Raw genomic sequence first — 21,197 nt, 5'->3', positions numbered from 1 at the left:
GACCCCGCCCGTCCGCCGGTCGGTGCCACCGTGCCCGATCAGACCGGGCGAGGATCGCTACGAGAGGACTGACCCCAGCCATGCCGATCTGGTTCGCATACACGTTGATCGTGTTGCTGATCATCACGAGCGTTCTGCTCACCTTGCTGATCCTGCTGCACCGCGGCAAGGGCGGCGGTCTGTCGAGCATGTTCGGCGGTGGCGTCAGCTCCAGCCTCGCCGGCTCGTCTGTGGCGGAGAAGAACCTGGACCGTTACACCGTTCTGGTGAGCATCGTCTGGTTCGCCGCCATCGTCGGGCTGGGGCTCTGGCTCCGCCTTCAGATGAACAGCGGCGCCTGAGCACGCCCGTCAAGTCGTACAATCTGCGCGCGGTCCGTTACGACGGGCCGCGCGCAGGCTTTTCTCCGCTGCACCGCGTCGCCCGCCGCCCTACCCCCTCCGGCGGCGGGTCCCTCCGACGACAGGAGCGAGCAGCCGTGCCGAGTGGCAACGTCATCCGCGGCGCCCGGGTCGGGTCCGCACCCGTCCGGCCGGACGAACGGCACCATCCCGCCCCCCGACAGGACGTCACCTACTGGTGCCGCAACGACCACCGGACCAGCATCCGGATCGCCGCGGACGCCATCGCGCCGCCGCTGTGGGACTGCCCCCGCTGCGGCCTCCCGGCGGGCCAGGACGCGCAGAACCCGCCCGGCCGGACCCGCGCCGAGCCCTACAAGAGCCATCTGGCGTACGTGAAGGAGCGGCGCACCGCCGAGGAGGGTGAGGCGTTGCTGGCCGAGGCGCTGGCCGCGCTGCGCCGCCGCCGGGGCGAGTGAGAAGGGCCCCTCAGGAAGGGGCCCCTCGGTCTCAGCGGAGGCTGCGCAGGCGGGCGGGCACGTCGGCCGCCGCCGCCCGGTCCAGCAGCCAGCGGGTACGGTCCACGCCGTGCACCCCGGCGGCCGGCAGCTGCACCGGCCCGGCGCCGGCCAGCGCCATGCCGACCGCCCGGGCCTTGTCCGCGCCGCCGGCCACCAACCAGACCTCCTCGGCGGTGTTGATCGCCGGCAGGGTGAGCGTGGTCCGCAGCGGCGGCGGCTTGGGGCTGCCCCGCACCGCGCTGCACGGCCGGCTCTCGTAGTGCACGGGATGCTCGGGGAAGATCGAGGCGACGTGCCCGTCCTCCCCGACGCCCAGCATCAGCACGTCGAAGTGCGGCAGCGCGGCGTGCCCGGGGCGGGCGGCGCGCGCCAACTCCTCGGCGTACGCGGCGGCGGCCGCCTCGGGGTCGTTGCCGGCCGGGCCGTCGGAGGCCGGCATCGGGTGCACCCGGGCCGGGTCCAGCGGCACCAGGTCCAGCAGGGCCGCCCGCGCCTGGGTCTCGTTGCGGTCCGGGTCACCGGCGGGCAGGAAACGCTCGTCGCCCCACCAGACGTCGACCCGGGACCAGTCCACCGCGTCGCGGGCCGGCAGTTGCGCCACCGCCCGGTACACGGCAGCGGCGATCCGCCCACCGGTGAGCACCACCGAGGCCTCGCCCCGGTCGGCCTGGGCGTCGAGCAGCTTCACCAGCAGCCGGGCCGCCACGGCCTGCGCCAGCAGGTCGGCGTCGGCGTGAACGGCGACACTCGCCTCACTCATCGGTTGTGCCTTCGTTTCCCGACCGTGGGACGGTCGCTGTCGCGTTGTGCCCGGGTTGGTACGCCCGGAGGTGGCGGGGCAGGGTGCCCCGGAGGTGCCGGGGCAGGGCCGGGATCACCCCGGCCCCGCCCGATGTGGTGCGCCGGCCGTCGCCGGGATCAGCTCTCGCCGCTCGTGCCGGAGTGCGCGGTGACCCCGGCCTCGGCGCGCTGGGCGGTGGCCGGATCCTTCCAGACGTGCACCCGCTGCGGGGAACGCTGCTCCAGCCCGCGCAGGCCGGCGGTGGCGCCCAGGGCCTCCGCGTACACCTGGTCGGCGTCGAGGCGGCGCAGCTCCTCGGCCAGCTCGTCACCGAGCGGTCGACGGACCAGCGGCAGGGCACGGTCGTCCTGGCCGGTCCGCCGGAACACCGCCATGCTGTCCTCGCGGGTCAACGTCAGCTGGTCGCCGTTGGCGCAGCTCAGCTGCACCTCACGCATCCGCGGGAACTCGTTGGTGTCCACCCGACGGGGGGTGATGCCGAGCCGGCTGGCCAACCAGCCGACCATCAGCGCCGCCGTCGGGTCGCTGGGCGGCGCGACCACGGTCGCCTCGGTGACCCGCGCCTCGGTGGTGTCGAACGCCCCGGCGACGAGGGTCCGCCACGGGGTGATCCGGGTCCACGCGAGGTCGGTGTCGCCCGGGGCGTAGTCCCGGGCCCGCTGCCGCAGCGCCTCCACCGGGTCGGTGGCCTGCGCCGTGTCGGTGATCCGCCGGTCGGCGACCACCCCGAGGAAGTCGGTGGCGATCTCGGCCGGTGGCTCGCCGTGCCACCAGGTGACCACCGGCACGTCCGGAACCAGCAGCGGCATCACGACCGACTCGGCGTGCAGGGCCAGCCGCCCGTACATCCGGGTGACCACCGCCTCGCACGGGCCGAGCCGGCCACCGACCACGATCTCCGCGTCCAGCCGGTTGCGGTCCCGCTCGATCTCGGAGCGGACCACCACCACCAGCCGGCACGGGTGGGCGGCGGCCGCGATGGTCGCCGCCGCCTCCGCCTCGCGGACCCGCTTCTCGTCCACCACGACGATGAGGGTGAGCGCCATGCCGCTGGCCACCCCGCCGGCGCTCCGCCGCTCGGCGGCGAGCGCCTTGACCACCTCACTTCCGGTGGTGTCCCACAGCCCGATCACTGGAGCCTCCTGGTCTGCTCGCTCACGCCGCCACCTCGCTCGCGCCACCGCTTCGCGGCGGCGCGAGCGCCCCGCTGCTGTGCCTGCTGGTTCGCTCGCTGCGCTCGTTCACGCACGTCGCCACGCGCGGCCCTCGCGGGCCAGCATCTCGTCGGCCGCCCGCGGCCCCCACTCGCCGGCGCGGTACGGCTCCGGCCGGGTGCCCACCCAGGCGTGCTCCAGCGGGTCGATCACCTGCCAGCTCTGCTCGACCTCGGCCGCGTCCGGGAACAGGGTGCGGTCGCCGATCAGCACGTCCAGCACCAGTCGCTCGTACGCCTCGGGGCTGGACTCGGTGAACGCCTCGCCGTACTGGAAGTCCATGGCGATGTCGCGGACCTCCATCGTGGTGCCCGGCACCTTCGAGCCGAACTTCAGCACCACGCCCTCGTCCGGCTGCACCCGGATGACCAACTGGTTGTTGCCCAGCGACTCCATGTCGGCGTCGTTGAACGGCAGGTGGGGCGCCTTCTTGAACATGATGGCCACCTCGGTGACCCGCCGGGGGAGGCGCTTGCCGGCCCGGATGTAGAACGGCACCCCGGCCCAGCGGCGGTTCTGGATGCCCAGCCGCACCGCCACGTACGTCTCCGTCGTGGAGTCGGCGGGAACGCCCTGCTCCTCCAGGTAGCCGACGGCACGTTCACCGCCGACCCAGCCGGGCAGGTACTGGCCGCGGACGGTGTCGCGGACCACGTCCTTGGGCAGGGTGATCGCCTTGAGCACCTTCAACTTCTCGGTGCGGATCTCGTCGGCGTCGAAGCTGGTCGGCTCCTCCATCGCCACCAGCGCCAGAAGCTGGAGCAGGTGGTTCTGGAGCACGTCGCGGGCGGTGCCGACGGTGTCGTAGAAGCCGGCCCGGCTGCCGATGCCGACGTCCTCGGCCATGGTGATCTGCACCGAGTCGACGTACTTGGAGTTCCACAGCGGCTCGAACAGGTTGTTGGCGAACCGCAGGGCGAGGATGTTCTGAACCGTCTCCTTGCCCAGGTAGTGGTCGATCCGGAAGACGTCCTGCCGGGTGAAGACGTCGTCGACGAGGTCGTTGAGCGCCTTCGCCGAGGGCAGGTCGTTACCGAACGGCTTCTCCACCACCACGCGGCGCCAGCCGCCGGACTTCTCGTTGTCGGCCATCCCGGTGCGGGCGAGCTGCTTGAGCACGACGGGGAACGCGGCCGGGGGGATGGAGAAGTAGAACGCCGCGTTGCCGGCGATGCCGTGGCTCTGCCGCAGCTCGTCCAGCGTCGTGGCGAGCTGGTCGAACGCGTCGTCGTCGTCGAACGACCCGCCGACGAACTTGATGTTGCCGGCCAGCCGTGCCCAGACCTCGTCCCGCCACGGGGTACGGGCGTGCTTGCGGGCCGCCTCGCACGCCAGCGTCTCGAAGTCGCCGTCACCCCAGTCGCGCCGGGCGAAGCCGAGGACCACGAAACCGGGCGGCAGCAGCCCCCGGTTGGCCAGGTCGTACACCGCGGGTAGCAGCTTCTTGCGGGCCAGGTCGCCGGTCACCCCGAAGATCACCAGAGCACACGGCTCGGGGATCCGTGGCAACCGGCGGTCCTGGGGGTCGCGCAGCGGGTTCACGCCGCCTCCTCGCTCCGCTTGTGTCACGTCGTCCATCCTCACGCCCGCAGCTCACCGGCCGCGTCGAGCAGTTGGGCGACGCCGGCGGCCCGGTCGGTCAGGTGCAGCCGCAGCAGCGGGCGCTCCCGGCCGGCGAGGGCCTGCCGGTCGCCGGCGGCCTGCGCCGCCTGCAACTCGCCGAAGGTGTACGGCTTGCCCGGCACCGGCAGGTCCTCGGCGACCGCGCCGGTCACCTGGAGGAAGCTGCCGACCTGCGGGCCGCCCTTGTGGTACTGGCCGGTGGAGTGCAGGAACCGCGGCCCCCAGCCGAAGGTGACCGGGCGGCCGGACGCGCCGGCCAGCAGCGGCCGCAGCCGGGCCGCGTCGGCGTCGGCGAACCGGTCGAGGTACGCCATCACCGCGAGGTAGCCGTCGTCGCCCAGCCCGTCGAGCAGCCAGCGCAGCACGCCGGCCAGGTCACCGGGGGCGCCCTGCGGCGCGTACACCTCGATCGCGCCCTCGGTGAACGACGGCGTCTCCGCCGGCAGGCCCGAGGCCAGGATCTTGTTGGTGTTCTCCTTGGACTCGGTGACGTTCGGCTGGTTGAACGGGTCGATGCCGAGCACCACGCCGGCCACCGCGGTGGCGTACTCCCAGGCCAGGAACTGCGCCCCGAGCGGGCCGTTGACCGCCACGTCCGGGTCGGTGCCGCCGCCCGGCACGTCGCCGGTGGCCAGCGCGCCGCCGTAGGTGACGCTCAGCACGTCCGGCCCGGTGGCGCCGGGGCTCTGCGGGGACTCCACCACGACGGGCAGGATGCCCACCCCGGCCTTGCCGGTCGACTCGGCGATGAGCTGCTCCGCCCAGTCGCCGAACCCGTCGATGCCGGTGCCGTCGGAGATCAGCGCGACCTTGTCCCGGGCCAGCGTGGCGGCCGCACCCAGCGCGGCGCCCAGCGCCAGCGCCGGATTGTCCCGGTCGTTGCCGAGCGACGCGGCCAGCGCGTCGGCCTGGTCGATCAGTTCGGCCACGTCCACGCCGGCCAGCGCGGAGGGCACCAGCCCGAACGCGGTCAGCGCCGAGTACCGGCCGCCCACGTTCGGGTCGGCCAGCACGGTGAACGCGCCCATCTCGGTGGCGGTGTTCTGCAACGGCGAACCGGGGTCGGTGACGATGACGAAGTGCCGGCCGGCCTCCGCCTCGGTCATCCCGGCGTCCAGGAACGCCTGCCAGTACGCGCGCCGGTGGCTGTCGGTCTCCACCGTCGAGCCGGACTTGCTGGCCACCACCACGACGGTGCGCTCCAGCCGGTCACCGAGCGCGGCCCGGACCTGGCCCGGGTCGGTGGTGTCCAGCACGGTCAGCGGTCGGCCCAGGGTCCGGGTGATCACCTCGGGGGCCAGCGAGGAGCCGCCCATTCCGGCGAGCACCACGTGGTCCAGGTCGGCCAGCTCCGCCTTCAGTTCGGCGAGCTGGACCAGCAGTTCCCGGCTGCGCTGGTGGGTGTCCATCCAGCCGAGCCGGACCTTCGCCTCGGCCTCGGCGTCCGGACCCCACAGGCTCGGGTCCTTCGCCGCCAGCCGGCCGGGCACCTCGGCCCGGACCAGTGCGTCCCGGGTCGAGGCGGGCGCCGACTTGTCGACCGCGTCCGCGCCGTGGACCGCGAGCCCGGCGGCGGCCTCCGCCGCCCCGGCGAGAAGATCGCTCATGCGTTACCACCGGCCTTCTCGGCGGCCTTGGCGTTGCCCGTGGCGGCCTTGTTCGGCGCACCCTTGCCCTTCGCCGCAGCCTCCAGCGACTTGCGGACCCCGTCGAGCAGTTCCTGCCAGCTGGTCTCGAACTTCTCCACGCCCTCGCGCTCCAGCGTGGCGATCACGTCGGACATGTCCACCCCGACCGTCTCCAGGTCGGTGAAGACCGTGCGGGCCGCGTCGTAGGAGCCGGTGATGGTGTCGGCGCGCGTCTCGCCGTGGTCGGCGTACGCGTGGATGACCGCCTCCGGCATCGTGTTGACGGTGCCGGGCGCGATCAGCTCCTCGACGTAGATGACGTCCCGGTAGTCCGGGTTCTTCGTCGAGGTGGACGCCCACAGAGGTCGCTGCGGGTGCGCGCCGGCGTCGGCGAGCGCCTGCCACCGGTCGGAGGAGAACACCTCGCAGTAGCGCTCGTACGCGAGCTGCGCGTTGGCGACGGCGGCCTTGCCCCTCAGCGCCTTGGCCTGCTCGGAGCCGATCTTCTCCAGCCTCTTGTCGACCTCGGAGTCGACCCGGGAGACGAAGAACGACGCCACCGAGCCGATGGTGGACAGGTCGTGCCCGTTCGCCTTGGCCTGCTCCAGACCGGCCAGGAACGCCTCCATCACCGCCGAGTAGCGGTCCAGCCCGAAGATCAGCGTCACGTTGACGCTGATGCCCTCGGCCAGGGTGGCGGTGATCGCCGGCAGGCCGGCCTCGGTGGCCGGGATCTTGATGAAGAGGTTGGGCCGGTCGACCAGCCACCACAGCGCCTTGGCCTCGGCGACCGTCCGGTCGCTCTCGTGGGCCAGCCGCGGGTCCACCTCGATGGAGACCCGGCCGTCGACACCCGCGCTGGCGTCGTACGACGGGCGCATCACATCGCAGGCCCACCGCACGTCGTACGTGGTGAGCATGCGCACCGCCTCTTCGACGTCCACGCCACGCATGGCGAGGTCGCGAAGCTGCCAGTTGTACTCGTCGGCGTCGCTCAGCGCCTTCGCGAAGATCGTCGGGTTGGTGGTCACGCCGGCCACGTGCTTCTCGCGGCGGAGCTGGTCCAGCCCGCCGGAGCTCAGTCGTACCCGGGAAAGATCGTCGAGCCAGACCGCCACGCCCGCAGCGGTGAGCTCACTCAGCCTGTCCGTCATGCCGTCCACGCTCCCCTCAGTTGCCGGTCGTGAAACCGGTGATGTCGCCCACCCGGGCCAGCGAGGCGTGTGCCGCCGCCACGATCCGGTCGGGGGTGAACCCGAACTGCTCGAAGAGCACGGTGTGCGGGGCGCTCGCCCCGTAGTGCTCCAGGCTGACGCTCTCGCCCAGGTCGCCGACCACGCCGCGCCAGGACATCGCGATGCCCGCCTCCACGCTCACCCGTGCCTTTACCCCGCGCGGCAGCACCGACTCCCGGTACGCCTCGTCCTGCTCGTAGAACCACTCCTGGCAGGGCATGGACACGACCCGGGTCGGGGTGCCGTCGGCCTCCAGCCGCTCCCGGGCGGTCAGGCACAGCTGCACCTCGGAGCCGGTGCCGATGATGATCACCTGCGGCTTGCCGTTGGACGCCTCAGCCAGCACGTAGCCACCGTTGGCCACACCCTCCGCGCTGCCCAGGACGTCGCGGTCAAAGGTCGGCAGCGGCTGCCGGCTCAACGCCAGCGCGGTCGGCCGGTCGGTGTGCTCCAGTGCCAGCCGCCAGGCCCAGGCGGTCTCGTTGGCGTCGGCCGGGCGCACCACGTCCAGGCCGGGGATGGCGCGCAGCGCGGTCAGGTGCTCCACCGGCTGGTGGGTCGGCCCGTCCTCGCCGAGGCCGATCGAGTCGTGCGTCCAGACGTAGGTCACCGGCAGCTTCATCAGCGCGGCCAGCCGCACCGAGGGACGCATGTAGTCGCTGAAGACCAGGAACGTGCCGCCGTACGGGCGGGTGCCGCCGTGCAGGGCGATGCCGTTGAGGATCGCGCCCATGGCGTGCTCACGGATGCCGAAGTGCAGCGTGCGGCCATACTCGTGGCCGGGGAAGTCCTTGGTGGCGTGCGACGCCGGGATAAAGGACGGCTCGCCCTTCATGGTGGTGTTGTTGCTCTCGGCCAGGTCGGCCGAGCCGCCCCACAGCTCCGGCAGCACCGGCGCGAGGGCCTCCAGCACCTTGCCGGACGCGGCCCGGGTGGCCACGCCCTTCGCGTCGGCGGGGAAGACCGGCAGCGCGTCGGCCCAGCCGTCGGGCAGCACGCGGCCAGCCATCCGCTCGTAGAGCGCCGTGCGCTCCGGGTTGGCCTTCTTCCAGGCGTCGAACGCGGTGGTCCACTCCTCCTGGGCGGCGGAGCCGCGGCCCATCACCTTCCGGGCGTGGGCGAGCACCTCCTCGTCGACGTCGAAGGTCTTGTCCGGGTCGAAGCCGAGGATCTGCTTGGTGGCCTTCACCTCGTCGGCGCCGAGCGCCGAGCCGTGGATCTTGCCGGTGTTCTGCTTGTTGGGCGCGGGCCAGCCGATGATGGTGCGCAGCGCGATGAAGGAGGGACGGTCGGTCTCCGCCTTGGCGGCCAGCAGCGCCGCGTACAGCGCCTCGGCGTCCTCGTGGTAGTCGCCCTGGTCGGCGTCGCCCCTGCGCCAGTCGACGGTCTGCACGTGCCAGCCGTACGCCTCGTAGCGGGCGGCCACGTCCTCGCTCTTGGCGATCCGGGTGTCGTCCTCGATCGAGATCTCGTTGTCGTCGTAGATCACCGTGAGGTTGCCCAGCTGCTGGTGCCCGGCGAGGGCGCTCGCCTCGTGGCTGATGCCCTCCTCGACGTCACCGTCGGACACGATGCACCAGATGTCGTGGTCGAAGACCGACGCGCCCGGCTCGGCCTCCGGGTCGAACAGGCCACGCTCACGGCGGGCCGCCATGGCCATGCCGACCGCGTTGCCCAGGCCCTGCCCGAGCGGGCCGGTCGTGGTCTCCACGCCCGGGGTGTGCCCGTGCTCGGGGTGACCCGGCGTGAGCGAGCCCCACTGCCGCAGCGACTGCAGGTCGGACAGGCTCATCGGGTAGCCGGACAGGAACAGCTGGATGTAGAGCGTCAGGCTGGAGTGCCCGGCGGACAGCACGAACCGGTCCCGGCCGGGCCAGTTCGGGTCGGCGGGGTTGTGCCGCATGACCCGGTTGAAGAGGAGGTAGGCCGCGGGCGCCAGGCTCATCGCGGTGCCCGGGTGGCCGTTGCCGGATTTCTCGACGGCATCCATGGCCAGCACGCGGACGGTATCGACAGCCCGGCGGTCGAGGTCGGACCAGTTGAGTGCGGAGTGCTCGGGTCGGTTGGCAGCCACGATGGTTGTGCTCCTCGGCAGATGGGCGGAACCCTCACTGGTGACCCTATCGAGCGTGCCTAAACGTCCGCCCGGGGATCAGTGCATGGTGTGCGGTACGTGGCAATTGGCCGTGTCGTTCAACCCTGTGGTGTGACGGCCCGCACCGTTGTCGGGTCGGCCGGGCAGCCAAAACGACAGCGCGTAGTGTGTGGGTCGGTGTGCGGCCCCCGAGCGGGCGCGGCCGATCGATCTCCCCGTGGCGATGCCGGAAGGTGGCAATCCGTGAGCATGATCACCGAGCGCCCCGCGAGCAACCCTGCCGGGCAGCCCCCGGCGCGGGCGGTCGAGGCCCCGGTGGCCCGCCGGGACGTTCGCGCGGTGCTCTCGGCGTACGTGGCGCTCACCAAGCCGCGGATCGTGGAGCTGCTCCTGGTCACCACCGTCCCGGCGATGATGCTCGCCGACGGGGGCCTGCCGTCGCTGTGGCTGATGGCCGTGGTGCTGATCGGCGGCTCGCTCGCCGCCGGCGCGGCCAGCGTGCTCAACTGCTACATCGACCGGGACATCGACCAGTTGATGCGGCGTACCAAGCGTCGCCCGCTTCCGGCGCACACCGTGTCGCCGCGCAGCGCGCTGGTCTTCGGTCTGGTGCTCGCGGCGGTCTCGGTCGCCCTGATGGCGGCGTTCACCAACCTGCTGGCCGCCGGGCTGACGCTCGCCGCGATCGCCTACTACGACCTCGTCTACACGCTGTGGCTCAAGCGCTCCACGCCCACGAACACCTTTTGGGGTGGGGCCTGCGGGGCCGCCCCGGTGCTGATCGGGTGGGCGGCGGTGACCGGCTCGCTGGCGCCGGCCGCCTGGGGGCTGTTCGCGGTGGTCTTCTTCTGGCAGATGCCGCACTTCTACCCCCTCGCCATGAAGTACAAGGACGACTACGCCCGGGCCGGCATCCCGATGCTGCCGGTGGTTGCCTCCACGCGCCGGGTCAACGCCGAGATCCTGATCTTCGCCTGGCTCACCGTGCTCACCTCCCTGGCCGTCTGGCCGCTGGGGCTCAGCGCGATCTACGGCGTGCCGACCCTGGTGGTGGGCGCGATCTTCCTGGTCGAGGCGCACCGGCTCTGCCGGCGGGCGACACGCGGCGAGGCGGTCAAGCCGATGCGGCTGTTCCACTGGTCGACGACGTACCTGACGATCGTCTTCGTGGCCGTCGCGATCGACGCGCTGATCTGACGCGGGCCGCGTCGGCTGCTCCACCCCTGGCGGTGGAAGCTCTCGCTTAATCACGACCATGGATGAGTTGTCCGGGTTTAACGTCACATCAGGGTAACTTTCGGCATGAGTCGGATCGACTCAACCTGCGGTCCTTGAGACCCGGTTTGCCGACGTGCTTTGCGGTGGAAAGTCCGGATATAACCGGACAGGCAGTCTGTGGTCTTCCTTAAACCTGTAGGTAATTGGCATCACAAAAGGTTCATGGTTCTCGCCCGCCTGAGTGGAACTCTGCTTAGGCTTCGCGTCATGGCAGATGGTTCCGATACGACGCTGACGGCCGAGCAGACCGCCGGCGACCAGGCGCCCAACGGTCTGGTCGCGGGCCTCAAGTCGTTCGCCTCCGGGCACGGCGGGGCGAAGGCGGTCATCGAGTACGTCGGCAAGCGTGGCGCGCGAATCGTCCTCGTGGGTTCCGACGGTGAGTGGGGCGACCAGTTCGCCGAGGACACCGTCACCGCACGCGAGGCGTGCGCCAAGGCGGGAGTCACCGTCGAGAACGCCTGGGAGCGTGAACTGATGGACCAGATGCGCCCGAGCAACGACCTCTGGCGGTCGATGGCCCGGCGCACGATGGCCCGCTGAGATAGACACCTGAATTGACCGACCACCACCAGTCGACCCGGGGGGAACCCCGGGTCGCTCTCGTGACCTGTGCCGAACTGGCCGACCTCGACCCGGACGACCGGCTGGTCCTCACCCCTCTGGCCGCCCGGGGGATCGCCGCCGAGGCGGCCGTCTGGGACGACCCGGGCGTCGACTGGTCCTCGTACGACCTGGTCGTGCTCCGCTCACCGTGGGACTACGCGCTGCGCCGCGACGAGTTCGTCGCCTGGGCAGCCACCGTCCCGGCGCTGGTGAATCCGGCCGACGTGGTGCGCTGGAACACCGACAAGCGCTACCTCGCCGAGCTGAGCGCCGCCGGCGTGCCCACCGTGCCGACGTTCTGGATCGAGCCGGGGGAGAGTTGGCGTTCACCGGCCGACAGCGGCGAGTACGTGGTCAAGCCAGCGGTCAGCGCGGGCAGCCAGGACACCGGGCGGTACGACCTGGCCGACCCGGAGCACCGGGAACTGGCCGGCGCGCACGTGCGGCGGCTGTCCGACGCCGGTCGGGTGACCATGGTCCAGCCGTACCTGACCGCTGTCGACACCGAGGGTGAGACGGCCCTGCTCTTCCTGGCCGGCCCCGACGGGCTCACGTTCAGCCACGCGATCCGCAAGGGCCCGATGCTGACCGGCCCGGACCTCGGCCCGGACGGGCTCTACAAGGGCGAGGAGATCACCGCCCGCACCGCGACCCCGACGCAGCTGGCGGTGGCGGAGAAGACCCTGGCGGTGGTGCCGGGCGGCACGAATCAGCTCCTCTACGCCCGGGTCGACCTGATCCCCGGCCCGGACGGCGCTCCGGTCCTGGTCGAGCTGGAGCTGACCGAGCCCTCGCTCTTCGTCGGTCACGCCGAGGGCGCACCCGACCGCGTCGCCGACGCTGTCGCCATCCACCTGGCCCGCCGAGGCTGACCCGACCCAGGCGTCCGACGCCCCCACGGCCCGCTTGCCGCGTCTCGGGTCGGACGGACGTGACCCGCCGGCGGTGGTCAACCCTCCTTTGCTCTGCTTCAACCGACGCAACACCCGGCGTCCGATTTCCGGCGGTCGGTGTTGCGGTCGTTGACGCAGAGCAAAGCGTGCGGATGGTGGGGGCTTCAGCCGGCGAGATCACGCGGCGGGCCGCGGCCGAGGTTTCGCTGGGCGGCGGCTTTGTGCGGCGTCAGGCGGTGGCTGGGACGGCTTCGGCCTCGGCGGGCGTGCTGGCCTGGGGTGCGGGGGTGAGCGGGTGGCGTTCGCGGGTGGACCACTGCACCGCGAGGGCGGCCAGCAGCACCAGGCAGGAGCCGAGCATGTGCGCGCCGACCAGGATCGCCGGCACGTGGGTGAAGTACTGCACGAAGCCGATCAGGCCCTGACCCAGCTCCACGGCGAGCAGGACGACCGCGGCCCGGGTGGCGCGTCGTGCGCCGACCGCGCGGAACGCGAAGATCAGCGCCACCGAGAGGCCGAGGAGCAGGAAGACGCTGTCGGCGTGCACCTGGGATATCGACTCCGGGTCCAGCCCGTTGCGGGCGGCGCCCTGGTCGCCCGCGTGGGGGCCGCTGCCGGTCACCCAGGTGCCGACGACCAGCACCGCGACGGCGACGCCGGTCGTGACCCGCGCCAGCGTGCGCAGCGGCGCCGGCACCACGGCCACCGTCGGGCCGTCGGGCTCGCCGATCCGCCGCCAGAGGGCGTACGCGGCGGCGATCACCGCCATCGAGGCGAGGAAGTGCAGCCCGACCACCCACGGGTTGAGGTTGGTGAGCACGGTGATGCCACCGATCACCGCCTGGGCGGGAATGCCCAGGAAGACCGCGACGGCCAGGGCCAGCAGCCCGGGCCGGCGGGGGCGGTGCGCCAGCACGGCGAGCACCGTGGCCAGCGCGATCAGCCCCACGGCGAAGGTGAGCATGCGGTTGCCGAACTCGACCGCCCCGTGCAGGCCCATCTCCGATGTCGCCACGTACGACGCGTCGGTGCACCGGGGCCAGGTGGGGCAGCCGAGGCCCGAGGCGGTCAACCGGACGGCCCCGCCGGTGACGACGATGCCCACGTTCGCGATGATCGAGGCGAGCGCGAGGCGGCGCAGCAGGGTGCCGGAGACCGGACGGACGTATCGGTTCACGGCGCAAATCCTACGCACCGTAGTGATCGAGGTTCGTCCGACTCCGCCGGGTCGGTGGTTCGGATCACCGGCACCCGGGTTTGCGACCCTCCGAGTAATTACGTAACGTTGGCGTTGTGAAAAACACGGCGGCGCTCTCGGGGCAGCAGCCGACGGCCGCTCCGGCCGTCGGTGTGTCCGCGTCCGCGCCCGTCGTGACCACGTCGACCGCGCTCGGCGGCGCCGCGGCGACCGAGGTCCCCACCCGGGACCGGGTCACCCAGCTGCTGCTGGAGCGGGGTGCCACCACCGCCGCGCAGCTCGGTTCGGCGCTCGGGCTCAGCCCCGCGGCGATCCGCCGGCACCTGGACGCGATGCTCGCCGAGGGTGACGTGTTCGCCCGTGAGCAGACGGTGCAGGGCAGCCGTGGTCGGGGACGTCCGGCCAAGGTGTTCCTGCTGACCGAGGCGGCCCGGGTCCGCTGTGGCACGCACCACTACGACAACATGGCCACCGCCGCGCTGCGCTGGATCGCCCGCAGTGGCGGCTCCGACGCGGTCGAGGCGTTCGCCACCGAGCAGGTGTCCGCCCTGGAGTCCCGCTGTCGGGCCGCCATGGAGGACGCCGGCGACGACCCCCTGGCGCGGGCGGAGGCACTCGCCGACGCGCTCACCGCCGAGGGTTACGCTGCCAACGCGACCACGATCGCCTCCGGCGGCCAGCTCTGCCAGCACCACTGCCCGGTGGCGCACGTGGCCGCCGAGTTTCCCCAGCTGTGCGAGGCCGAGACCGCGGTGATCTCCCGTCTGGTCGGCACCCACGTGCAGCGCCTGGCCACCATCGCGCACGGCGACGGGGTGTGCACCACGCACATTCCGGCCCAGCCGGCACGCGCCCAGTCCGGTAATCCCGTCACCACTGTGAGGACAGATAGATGACCGAGCAGATCGTCCAGCCCCTCACCCAGGAAGAGCAGCTCGCCGCCCTGGGTCGCTACGAGTACGGCTGGTCCGACCCGGACGCCGCCGGGGCGGTCGCCCAGCGCGGCATCAACGAGGCGGTGGTGCGGGACATCTCGGCCAAGAAGAACGAGCCGGCCTGGATGCTCGACCTGCGCCTGAAGGGCCTGCGGCTGTTCGGTCGCAAGCCGATGCCGGCCTGGGGCGCGGACCTCACCGGGATCGACTTCGACAACATCAAGTACTTCGTGCGGTCCACCGAGAAGCAGGCCACCAGCTGGGAGGACCTGCCCGAGGACATCAAGAACACCTACGACCGGCTGGGCATCCCGGAGGCGGAGAAGCAGCGGCTGGTCGCCGGCGTCGCGGCGCAGTACGAGTCGGAGGTCGTCTACCACAAGATCCGTGAGGACCTTGAGGAGCAGGGCGTCCTCTTCCTCGACACCGACACCGCGCTGCGCGAGCACGAGGACGTCTTCAAGGAGTACTTCGGCACGGTGATCCCGGTCGGCGACAACAAGTTCGCCGCGCTGAACACCTCCGTGTGGTCCGGTGGCTCGTTCATCTACGTGCCGAAGGGTGTGCACGTGGAGATCCCGCTGCAGGCCTACTTCCGGATCAACACGGAGAACATGGGCCAGTTCGAGCGGACGCTGATCATCGTCGACGAGGGTGCGTACGTGCACTACGTCGAGGGCTGCACCGCGCCGCTGTACTCCTCCGACTCGCTGCACAGCGCGGTCGTGGAGATCATCGTCAAGAAGAACGCGCGCTGCCGCTACACGACCATCCAGAACTGGTCGAACAACGTCTACAACCTGGTCACCAAGCGCGCCGTCTGCCACGAGGGCGCGACCATGGAGTGGGTCGACGGCAACATCGGCTCCAAGGTGACCATGAAGTACCCGGCGGTCTACATGACCGGCGAGCACGCCAAGGGCGAGGTGCTCTCGGTGGCGATGGCCGGCGAGGGTCAGCACCAGGACGCCGGCGCCAAGATGGTGCACGCCGCGCCGCACACCTCCTCGACCATCGTCTCCAAGTCGATCGCCCGGGGCGGCGGCCGCACCTCGTACCGCGGTCTGGTGCAGGTGCTGGAGGGTTCGCACCACAGCCGGAGCACGGTCAAGTGCGACGCGCTGCTGGTCGACACCATCTCCCGCTCGGACACCTACCCGTACGTCGACATCCGTGAGGACGACGTGTCGATGGGGCACGAGGCGACCGTCTCCAAGATCAGCGACGACCAGCTCTTCTACCTGATGAGCCGGGGCCTGAGCGAGGACGAGGCGATGGCCATGATCGTGCGTGGCTTCATCGAGCCGATCGCCAAGGAACTCCCGATGGAGTACGCCCTGGAGCTGAACCGGCTCATCGAGCTCCAGATGGAGGGCGCGGTCGGCTGACGCCGCCCGCCCCGCCGACCCCGCACCAGACACCGTCGTTGCAGAACAGACCAAGGAAGACATGACTACCCAGGCTTCCGCGCCGCCGCCCAGCACCAAGTCGCAGGCGCTGCGCTCGTACGACGTCGCCGACTTCCCGGCCCTCACCGGCCTGGAGGAGGAGTGGCGTTTCACCCCGCTGAAGCGGCTGCGCGGCCTCGCCGGTGAGCCGCAGGCCGCCACCGGCACGGTCCGGCACGAGTACGGCGACCTGCCCGAGGGCGTGGCCGTGGAGCGGATCAGCACCGACGACCCGCGGGTGGGCAGCGTGCTCACCCCGGTCGACCGGGTCAGCGCGCTCGCGTACGGCGGTGCCGACCACGCGCTGCTGTTCTCGGTGGCCAGCGACGTCGTGGTGGGTGCGCCGGTGACCGTGCGGGTGGTCGGTGACGGCGCCGAGGGTCTGGCCTTCGGGCACACCTTCGTCGAGGTGGGCCGGTTCGCCGAGGTCACCCTGGTGCTGGAGCACGTCGGCTCGGCGACCCTGGCCGACAACGTCGAGGTCTCGGTGGCCGACGGGGCGAAGCTGACCCTGGTCACCGTGGCCGACTGGGCCGACGACGCGGTGCAGGCGCAGCACCTGAAGATCAAGCTGGGTCGGGACGCCCGGGTGGTGCACGTCCAGGTCAGCCTCGGCGGTGACCTGGTCCGGCAGTTCACCTCGGTGGAGTACACCGGTCGGGGCGGCGAGGCCGAGCTGTACGGCGTGTACTTCGCCGACTCCGGCCAGCACCTGGAGCACCGGCAGTTGGTCGACCACAACGTTCCGGACTGCCGCAGCTACGTCGGCTACCGGGGCGCGCTGCAGGGCGAGGACGCGCACACCGTCTGGGTGGGCGACGTGCTGATCCAGGCCGAGGCGACCGGCACCGACACGTACGAGATCAACCGGAATCTGCTGCTCACCGACGGCGCGCGGGCAGACTCCGTACCCAATCTGGAGATCGAGACCGGCGAGATCGCCGGCGCCGGCCACGCCAGCGCGACCGGCCGCTTCGACGACGAGCAGCTGTTCTACCTGATGGCCCGGGGCATCCCGGAGAGCGAGGCCCGCCGCCTGGTGGTCCGCGGCTTCTTCGCCGAGCTGATCAACAAGATCCCGGTGGAGCCGCTGCGCGAGCGCCTGGGCGACGCGATCGAGGCCCGGCTGGCCAAGGCGGGCGCCTGATGATCCGGATCTGCTCCACCGAGGACGTGCCGAAGGGGACCGCGATCAGCGCGGACGTCGACGGCACACCGATCGCGCTGGTGCACGGCGAGGACGGCGAGTTCTACGCCGCCTACGACGAGTGCTCGCACGCCTCGGTCGCCCTCTCCGAGGGTGAGGTCGACGGCTGCACGCTCGAGTGCTGGCTGCACGGCTCGCGCTTCGACCTGCGCACCGGGGAGCCCACCGGGCTGCCGGCCACCGAACCCGTACCCGTCTACCCCGTCGAAGTCCGCGACGGCGACATCTACCTCAGCCTGACGCCGAGTAATGGAGTGACCCGATAATGAGCACCCTGGAGATCCGCGACCTGAAGGTGTCGGTCAAGCTGCCCGAGGGTGAGCTCAAGCCGATCCTGGCCGGTGTCGACCTGACCGTCCGCTCCGGTGAGACCCACGCGATCATGGGCCCGAACGGCTCCGGCAAGTCGACCCTGGCGTACTCGATCGCCGGTCACCCCAAGTACGAGATCACCGGCGGCTCCGTCACCCTCGACGGCGAGGACGTGCTCGCCATGACCGTCGACGAGCGGGCCCGCGCCGGCCTCTTCCTGGCCATGCAGTACCCGGTCGAGGTGCCCGGCGTCTCGGTGGCGAACTTCCTGCGCACCGCGAAGACCGCCATCGACGGCGAGGCGCCGAAGCTGCGCACCTGGGGCGGCGAGCTGCGCGGCGCCATGGAGCGCCTCCAGATGGACCCGGCGTTCGCCCAGCGCAACGTCAACGAGGGCTTCTCCGGTGGTGAGAAGAAGCGCCACGAGATCGTTCAGCTGGAGCTGCTCAAGCCGAAGATCGCCATCCTCGACGAGACCGACTCCGGCCTCGACGTGGACGCGCTGCGCGTGGTCAGCGAGGGCGTCAACCGGGTCCGTGACACCGGCGACACCGGCGTGCTGCTGATCACCCACTACACGCGGATCCTGCGCTACATCAAGCCGGACTTCGTGCACGTCTTCGTGGCCGGTCGCATCGTGGAGCAGGGCGGCCCGGAGCTGGCCGACAAGCTCGAGGCCGAGGGCTACGAGCGGTACGCCGCCGGGGCCGGCACGGCCAAGGCCTGAGCGGGAGAGGCGCTGCCGAGATGACCAGCATCGCGATCCCGACGGGGATGCCGCAGTACGACGACGTGCCGCGTTTCGACGTGGCCCGGGTGCGCGCCGACTTCCCGATCCTGGACCGGGAGATCAACGGGCACCCGCTGGTCTACCTTGACAGCGCCAACACCTCGCACAAACCCCGCGCGGTGCTCGACGTGCTCGGGGAGCACTACGCGCGGCACAACGCCAACGTGTCGCGCTCGGTGCACACCCTGGGCACCGAGGCCACCGAGGCGTACGAGGGCGCGCGGGCCAAGATCGCCGCGTTCATCAACGCGCCGAGCGCCGACGAGGTGGTGTTCACCAAGAACTCCACCGAGGCGATCAACCTCGTGGCGTACGCGTTCTCCAACGCCTCGCTGCGCCCCGACGCCTCTGTGCTGGCTGCTCCGTCTCGCGAGACGGACGAGCGCTTCCGGCTGGGCCCCGGCGACGAGGTGGTGATCTCCGAGATGGAGCACCACTCGAACATCGTCCCCTGGCAGTTGCTCTGCGAGCGGACCGGCGCGACCCTGCGCTGGTTCCCGGTCACCGACGGCGGCCGGCTCGACGAGTCCGGCCTGGACGACCTGGTCACCGAGCGGACGAAGATCGTCTCGCTGGTGCACATGTCGAACATCCTCGGCACGATCAACGCCACCTCCCGGATCACCGCGCGGGTCCGTGAGGTGGGCGCGCTGCTGCTGCTGGACTGCTCGCAGTCGGTGCCGCACCTGCCCATCGACGTGGTCGACCTCGACGCCGACTACATCGTCTTCACCGGGCACAAGATGTGCGGCCCGACCGGCATCGGCGTGCTCTGGGGTCGGGGTGAGCTGCTGGCGGCGATGCCGCCGGTGTTCGGTGGCGGCTCGATGATCGAGACGGTCACCATGGCCCGGTCGACGTTCGCCGCGCCGCCGGCCCGGTTCGAGGCGGGCACCCCGCCGATCGCCGAGGCCGTCGCGCTCGGCGCCGCGGTGGACTACCTCACCGGGATCGGGATGCCGGCCATCCAGTGGCACGAGAAGGAGCTGACGGCGTACGCGCTGGACGCCCTCGGCTCGGTGCGCGACCTGCGGATCTTCGGCCCGACCGTGCCGGTGGGCCGGGGCGGCACCATCTCGTTCGCGCTGGGTGACGTGCACCCGCACGACGTGGGTCAGGTGCTCGACTCGCTCGGCGTGCAGGTGCGGGTGGGTCACCACTGTGCCAAGCCGGTGTGCAGCCGGTTCGGCGTCCCGGCCACGACCCGGGCCTCGTTCTACCTCTACACCACCACCGAGGAGATCGACGCTCTGGTGGCCGGTCTGGAGCAGGTGCGGAAGGTGTTCGACTGATGCAACTCGACCAGCTCTACCAGGAGATCATCCTGGACCACTACAAGCACCCGCACGGTCGTGGCCTGCGCGACGCCGAGGACCTGGGCGACCAGGTCGCGGAGGCGCACCACGTCAACCCGACCTGCGGCGACGAGGTCACCGTCCGGGTGGCCACCGACGGCGCCGTGCTGCACGACATCTCGTACGACGGGATGGGCTGCTCGATCAGCCAGGCCTCGGCGAGCGTGCTGCACGAGTTGCTGCGCGGTCGGGGCACGGGTGAGGCGTTCGCGGTGCACGAGGCGTTCGTCGAGTTGATGTCCGGCCGTGGCCAGGTCACGCCGGATGAGGACGTACTCGGTGACGGGGTGGCTTTCGCGGGCGTTGCCCGCTACCCCGCTCGGGTCAAGTGCGCGCTGCTGCCGTGGATGGCGTTCAAGGACGCCGCGGCACGCGCCGGGGTGGGCGTGAGCCCGGAGGAGGTGAAGGCATGAGCGAGAACACCGCTACCGAAGCGACGCCGGAGGCCGGTGACGCCACCGCGACGCCGCAGACCGACGCCGTGACGACCGACGGTGCCGCCACGCAGGGTGCCGGCGACGCCGCCGCCCCGGCGGCCGGCGTCAGCAAGGCCGTCATCGCCGAGATCGAGGAGGCGATGAAGGACGTCGTCGACCCCGAGCTCGGCATCAACGTGGTCGACCTGGGCCTGGTGTACGGGGTGCACGTCGACGACGAGAACGTCGCGACCCTGGACATGACGCTCACCTCGGCGGCCTGCCCGTTGACCGACGTGATCGAGGACCAGGCCCGGCAGGCGCTGACCACCGGCCCCGGTGGCGGCCTGGTCAACGACATCCGCATCAACTGGGTCTGGCTGCCGCCGTGGGGCCCGGACAAGATCACCGATGAGGGTCGGGACCAGCTCCGTTCCCTCGGCTTCAACGTCTGAGCCGACTCCGGTCGGCGGCATCGAGCGCGGTACTCCTCCGGGGTGCCGCGCTCGACGCTTTCCGCACACCCGCGTCCCGATGTCCCGCTGCGGCGGCGGGCGACCGTGGTGGTGCGGCGGAAATGCGGTGGCGGGGATGGGCCGGGTCACGCAGCATGAGCGGATGATCGAGGCGTACCGGATGCAGCTTCCTGTCGGCGCGGCCATCGTCGCGCGCCGACAGCGCACGCTTCCGCGTCGCGCCTCGATCCGGCAGCGACGACCGTGACCGGGGCGTTCCTCGCCGGCCTCGTCGCCGGCTATGGCGTCGCCATTCCGGTCGGGGCGATCGCGGTGCTCATCCTGGGGCTCAGTGCCCGTACCTCGTTCCGGGTCGGCGCGGCCGGCGCGCTCGGCGTCGCGACCGCCGACGGCCTGTACGCGGCTGTCGCCGCCGTCGCTGGTGCCGCTGTCGCAGGTCTGGTTGAACCGGTGGCCGGTCCACTGCGGATGGCGGCCGCCGCGGTGCTGCTCGCGCTCGCCGCGCACACCGCGTGGCGCGCCCTGCGGCCCGTGCCGGTGACCGATACCCGGCGCCGTCGCGGCCTGGACACCCCGTTGCGCGCCTTCGCCGGCATTCTGGCGCTGACACTGCTCAACCCGGCGACGGTGGTCTATTTCGCCGCGCTGGTGCTCGGCCGAGGCGACGCCACCGACCCGGGTGGGGCGGCGGCCGCGCTGTTCGTGCTCGGAGCCTTCGTGGCCTCGGCGAGCTGGCAACTGCTCATCGCCGGCGGCGGCACCCTGGTCGGCCGCATCCTCACCGGCCCCCGTGGCCGAAAGGCCACCGCCCTCACCTCCAGCGC

The 21,197-nt window shown here is 71.5% G+C and carries 21 protein-coding genes; 14 read left to right on the top strand and 7 right to left on the bottom strand.

Annotated elements, in window-relative coordinates; genetic code table 11:
* The first annotated feature begins 80 nt into the window (after window positions 1–80).
* Both secG and M8C17_RS30935 read left to right on the top strand, forming a co-directional pair.
* Window positions 81–341, top strand: a complete 261-nt coding sequence (secG, locus tag M8C17_RS30940) for a preprotein translocase subunit SecG (protein ID WP_252420214.1) — start codon at window positions 81–83, stop codon at window positions 339–341.
* 137 nt (window positions 342–478) lie between these two features.
* Entirely contained in the window at window positions 479–820 is a 342-nt protein-coding gene (locus M8C17_RS30935; protein ID WP_252420212.1) for an RNA polymerase-binding protein RbpA, read from the top strand.
* A 31-nt stretch (window positions 821–851) separates the two neighbouring features.
* Here the strand turns inward: M8C17_RS30935 and pgl are convergent, their stop codons facing one another.
* From pgl to tkt, 6 genes are all read right to left on the bottom strand, one after another.
* A complete protein-coding gene (pgl, locus tag M8C17_RS30930; RefSeq protein ID WP_252420210.1) occupies window positions 852–1,622 on the bottom strand; it encodes a 6-phosphogluconolactonase in 771 nt (256 codons plus the stop codon).
* Between the two features lie 158 nt (window positions 1,623–1,780).
* Window positions 1,781–2,797: a glucose-6-phosphate dehydrogenase assembly protein OpcA gene (locus M8C17_RS30925; protein WP_252420208.1), complete on the bottom strand. Its 1,017-nt coding sequence runs from the start codon at window positions 2,795–2,797 to the stop codon at window positions 1,781–1,783.
* A 108-nt stretch (window positions 2,798–2,905) separates the two neighbouring features.
* Window positions 2,906–4,456, bottom strand: coding sequence for a glucose-6-phosphate dehydrogenase (zwf, locus tag M8C17_RS30920; protein WP_252420206.1), 1,551 nt, complete (start codon window positions 4,454–4,456; stop codon window positions 2,906–2,908).
* Window positions 4,457–4,458: 2 nt separating this feature from the next.
* Window positions 4,459–6,108 carry a glucose-6-phosphate isomerase gene (locus tag M8C17_RS30915; protein ID WP_252420204.1) on the bottom strand — a complete coding sequence of 550 codons (1,650 nt, stop codon included), beginning with the start codon at window positions 6,106–6,108 and terminating at the stop codon, window positions 4,459–4,461.
* Window positions 6,105–7,283 carry a transaldolase gene (gene tal, locus M8C17_RS30910; protein ID WP_252420202.1) on the bottom strand — a complete coding sequence of 393 codons (1,179 nt, stop codon included), beginning with the start codon at window positions 7,281–7,283 and terminating at the stop codon, window positions 6,105–6,107. The genes M8C17_RS30915 and tal overlap by 4 nt, the downstream gene beginning before the upstream one ends.
* A 16-nt stretch (window positions 7,284–7,299) precedes the next feature.
* On the bottom strand, window positions 7,300–9,438 hold the full coding sequence (gene tkt, locus M8C17_RS30905; protein ID WP_252420200.1) for a transketolase: 2,139 nt from the start codon (window positions 9,436–9,438) through the stop codon (window positions 7,300–7,302).
* Between the two features lie 264 nt (window positions 9,439–9,702).
* On the opposite strand from tkt, the gene M8C17_RS30900 reads away from it, so the two are divergent.
* The 3 genes from M8C17_RS30900 to M8C17_RS30890 all read left to right on the top strand — a co-directional run bounded on the left by M8C17_RS30900 (window position 9,703) and on the right by M8C17_RS30890 (window position 12,215).
* Window positions 9,703–10,656, top strand: coding sequence for a heme o synthase (locus tag M8C17_RS30900; protein ID WP_252420198.1), 954 nt, complete (start codon window positions 9,703–9,705; stop codon window positions 10,654–10,656).
* A 288-nt stretch (window positions 10,657–10,944) separates the two neighbouring features.
* Window positions 10,945–11,280 carry a hypothetical protein gene (locus M8C17_RS30895; protein WP_252420196.1) on the top strand — a complete coding sequence of 112 codons (336 nt, stop codon included), beginning with the start codon at window positions 10,945–10,947 and terminating at the stop codon, window positions 11,278–11,280.
* A 14-nt stretch (window positions 11,281–11,294) separates the two neighbouring features.
* Window positions 11,295–12,215 (top strand): RimK family alpha-L-glutamate ligase, encoded by a 921-nt coding sequence (locus tag M8C17_RS30890; RefSeq protein WP_252420194.1) that lies wholly within the window; start codon window positions 11,295–11,297, stop codon window positions 12,213–12,215.
* Window positions 12,216–12,465: 250 nt separating this feature from the next.
* Here M8C17_RS30890 and M8C17_RS30885 read toward each other — a convergent pair whose 3' ends face one another.
* A complete protein-coding gene (locus M8C17_RS30885; protein WP_252420192.1) occupies window positions 12,466–13,431 on the bottom strand; it encodes a heme A synthase in 966 nt (321 codons plus the stop codon).
* Between the two features lie 176 nt (window positions 13,432–13,607).
* Here M8C17_RS30885 and M8C17_RS30880 point away from each other — a divergent pair, with 176 nt between their 5' ends.
* The 9 genes from M8C17_RS30880 to M8C17_RS30840 form a co-directional block, all read left to right on the top strand.
* Window positions 13,608–14,330, top strand: coding sequence for a helix-turn-helix transcriptional regulator (locus M8C17_RS30880; protein ID WP_374559743.1), 723 nt, complete (start codon window positions 13,608–13,610; stop codon window positions 14,328–14,330).
* On the top strand, window positions 14,327–15,757 hold the full coding sequence (sufB, locus tag M8C17_RS30875; RefSeq protein ID WP_074312771.1) for a Fe-S cluster assembly protein SufB: 1,431 nt from the start codon (window positions 14,327–14,329) through the stop codon (window positions 15,755–15,757). The genes M8C17_RS30880 and sufB overlap by 4 nt, the downstream gene beginning before the upstream one ends.
* Window positions 15,758–15,818: 61 nt before the next feature.
* Window positions 15,819–16,964, top strand: coding sequence for a Fe-S cluster assembly protein SufD (gene sufD, locus M8C17_RS30870; protein ID WP_252420188.1), 1,146 nt, complete (start codon window positions 15,819–15,821; stop codon window positions 16,962–16,964).
* Window positions 16,964–17,290: a non-heme iron oxygenase ferredoxin subunit gene (locus M8C17_RS30865; RefSeq protein ID WP_124771052.1), complete on the top strand. Its 327-nt coding sequence runs from the start codon at window positions 16,964–16,966 to the stop codon at window positions 17,288–17,290. Before sufD ends, M8C17_RS30865 begins: the two co-directional genes overlap by 1 nt.
* The gene (gene sufC, locus M8C17_RS30860) at window positions 17,290–18,063 is read left to right on the top strand and encodes a Fe-S cluster assembly ATPase SufC (RefSeq protein WP_203177985.1); all 774 of its coding nucleotides are present in this window, start codon (window positions 17,290–17,292) and stop codon (window positions 18,061–18,063) included. The genes M8C17_RS30865 and sufC overlap by 1 nt, the downstream gene beginning before the upstream one ends.
* A gap of 20 nt (window positions 18,064–18,083) precedes the next feature.
* Entirely contained in the window at window positions 18,084–19,418 is a 1,335-nt protein-coding gene (locus tag M8C17_RS30855) for a cysteine desulfurase (protein WP_252420186.1), read from the top strand.
* The gene (gene sufU, locus M8C17_RS30850) at window positions 19,418–19,894 is read left to right on the top strand and encodes a Fe-S cluster assembly sulfur transfer protein SufU (RefSeq protein WP_252420184.1); all 477 of its coding nucleotides are present in this window, start codon (window positions 19,418–19,420) and stop codon (window positions 19,892–19,894) included. Before M8C17_RS30855 ends, sufU begins: the two co-directional genes overlap by 1 nt.
* Window positions 19,891–20,352, top strand: coding sequence for a metal-sulfur cluster assembly factor (locus M8C17_RS30845; RefSeq protein WP_252420182.1), 462 nt, complete (start codon window positions 19,891–19,893; stop codon window positions 20,350–20,352). Before sufU ends, M8C17_RS30845 begins: the two co-directional genes overlap by 4 nt.
* 264 nt (window positions 20,353–20,616) lie before the next feature.
* Window positions 20,617–21,197 (top strand): LysE family transporter (locus M8C17_RS30840; RefSeq protein ID WP_252420180.1); only part of this gene is annotated, 581 nt, incomplete at its 3' end.

The organism is Micromonospora sp. RHAY321 (assembly GCF_023896955.1).
Taxonomy (GTDB): Bacteria; Actinomycetota; Actinomycetes; order Mycobacteriales; family Micromonosporaceae; genus Micromonospora.
Note: the sequence above shows the minus strand (reverse complement) of the source record. Positions and strands in the feature narration are given on the sequence as shown.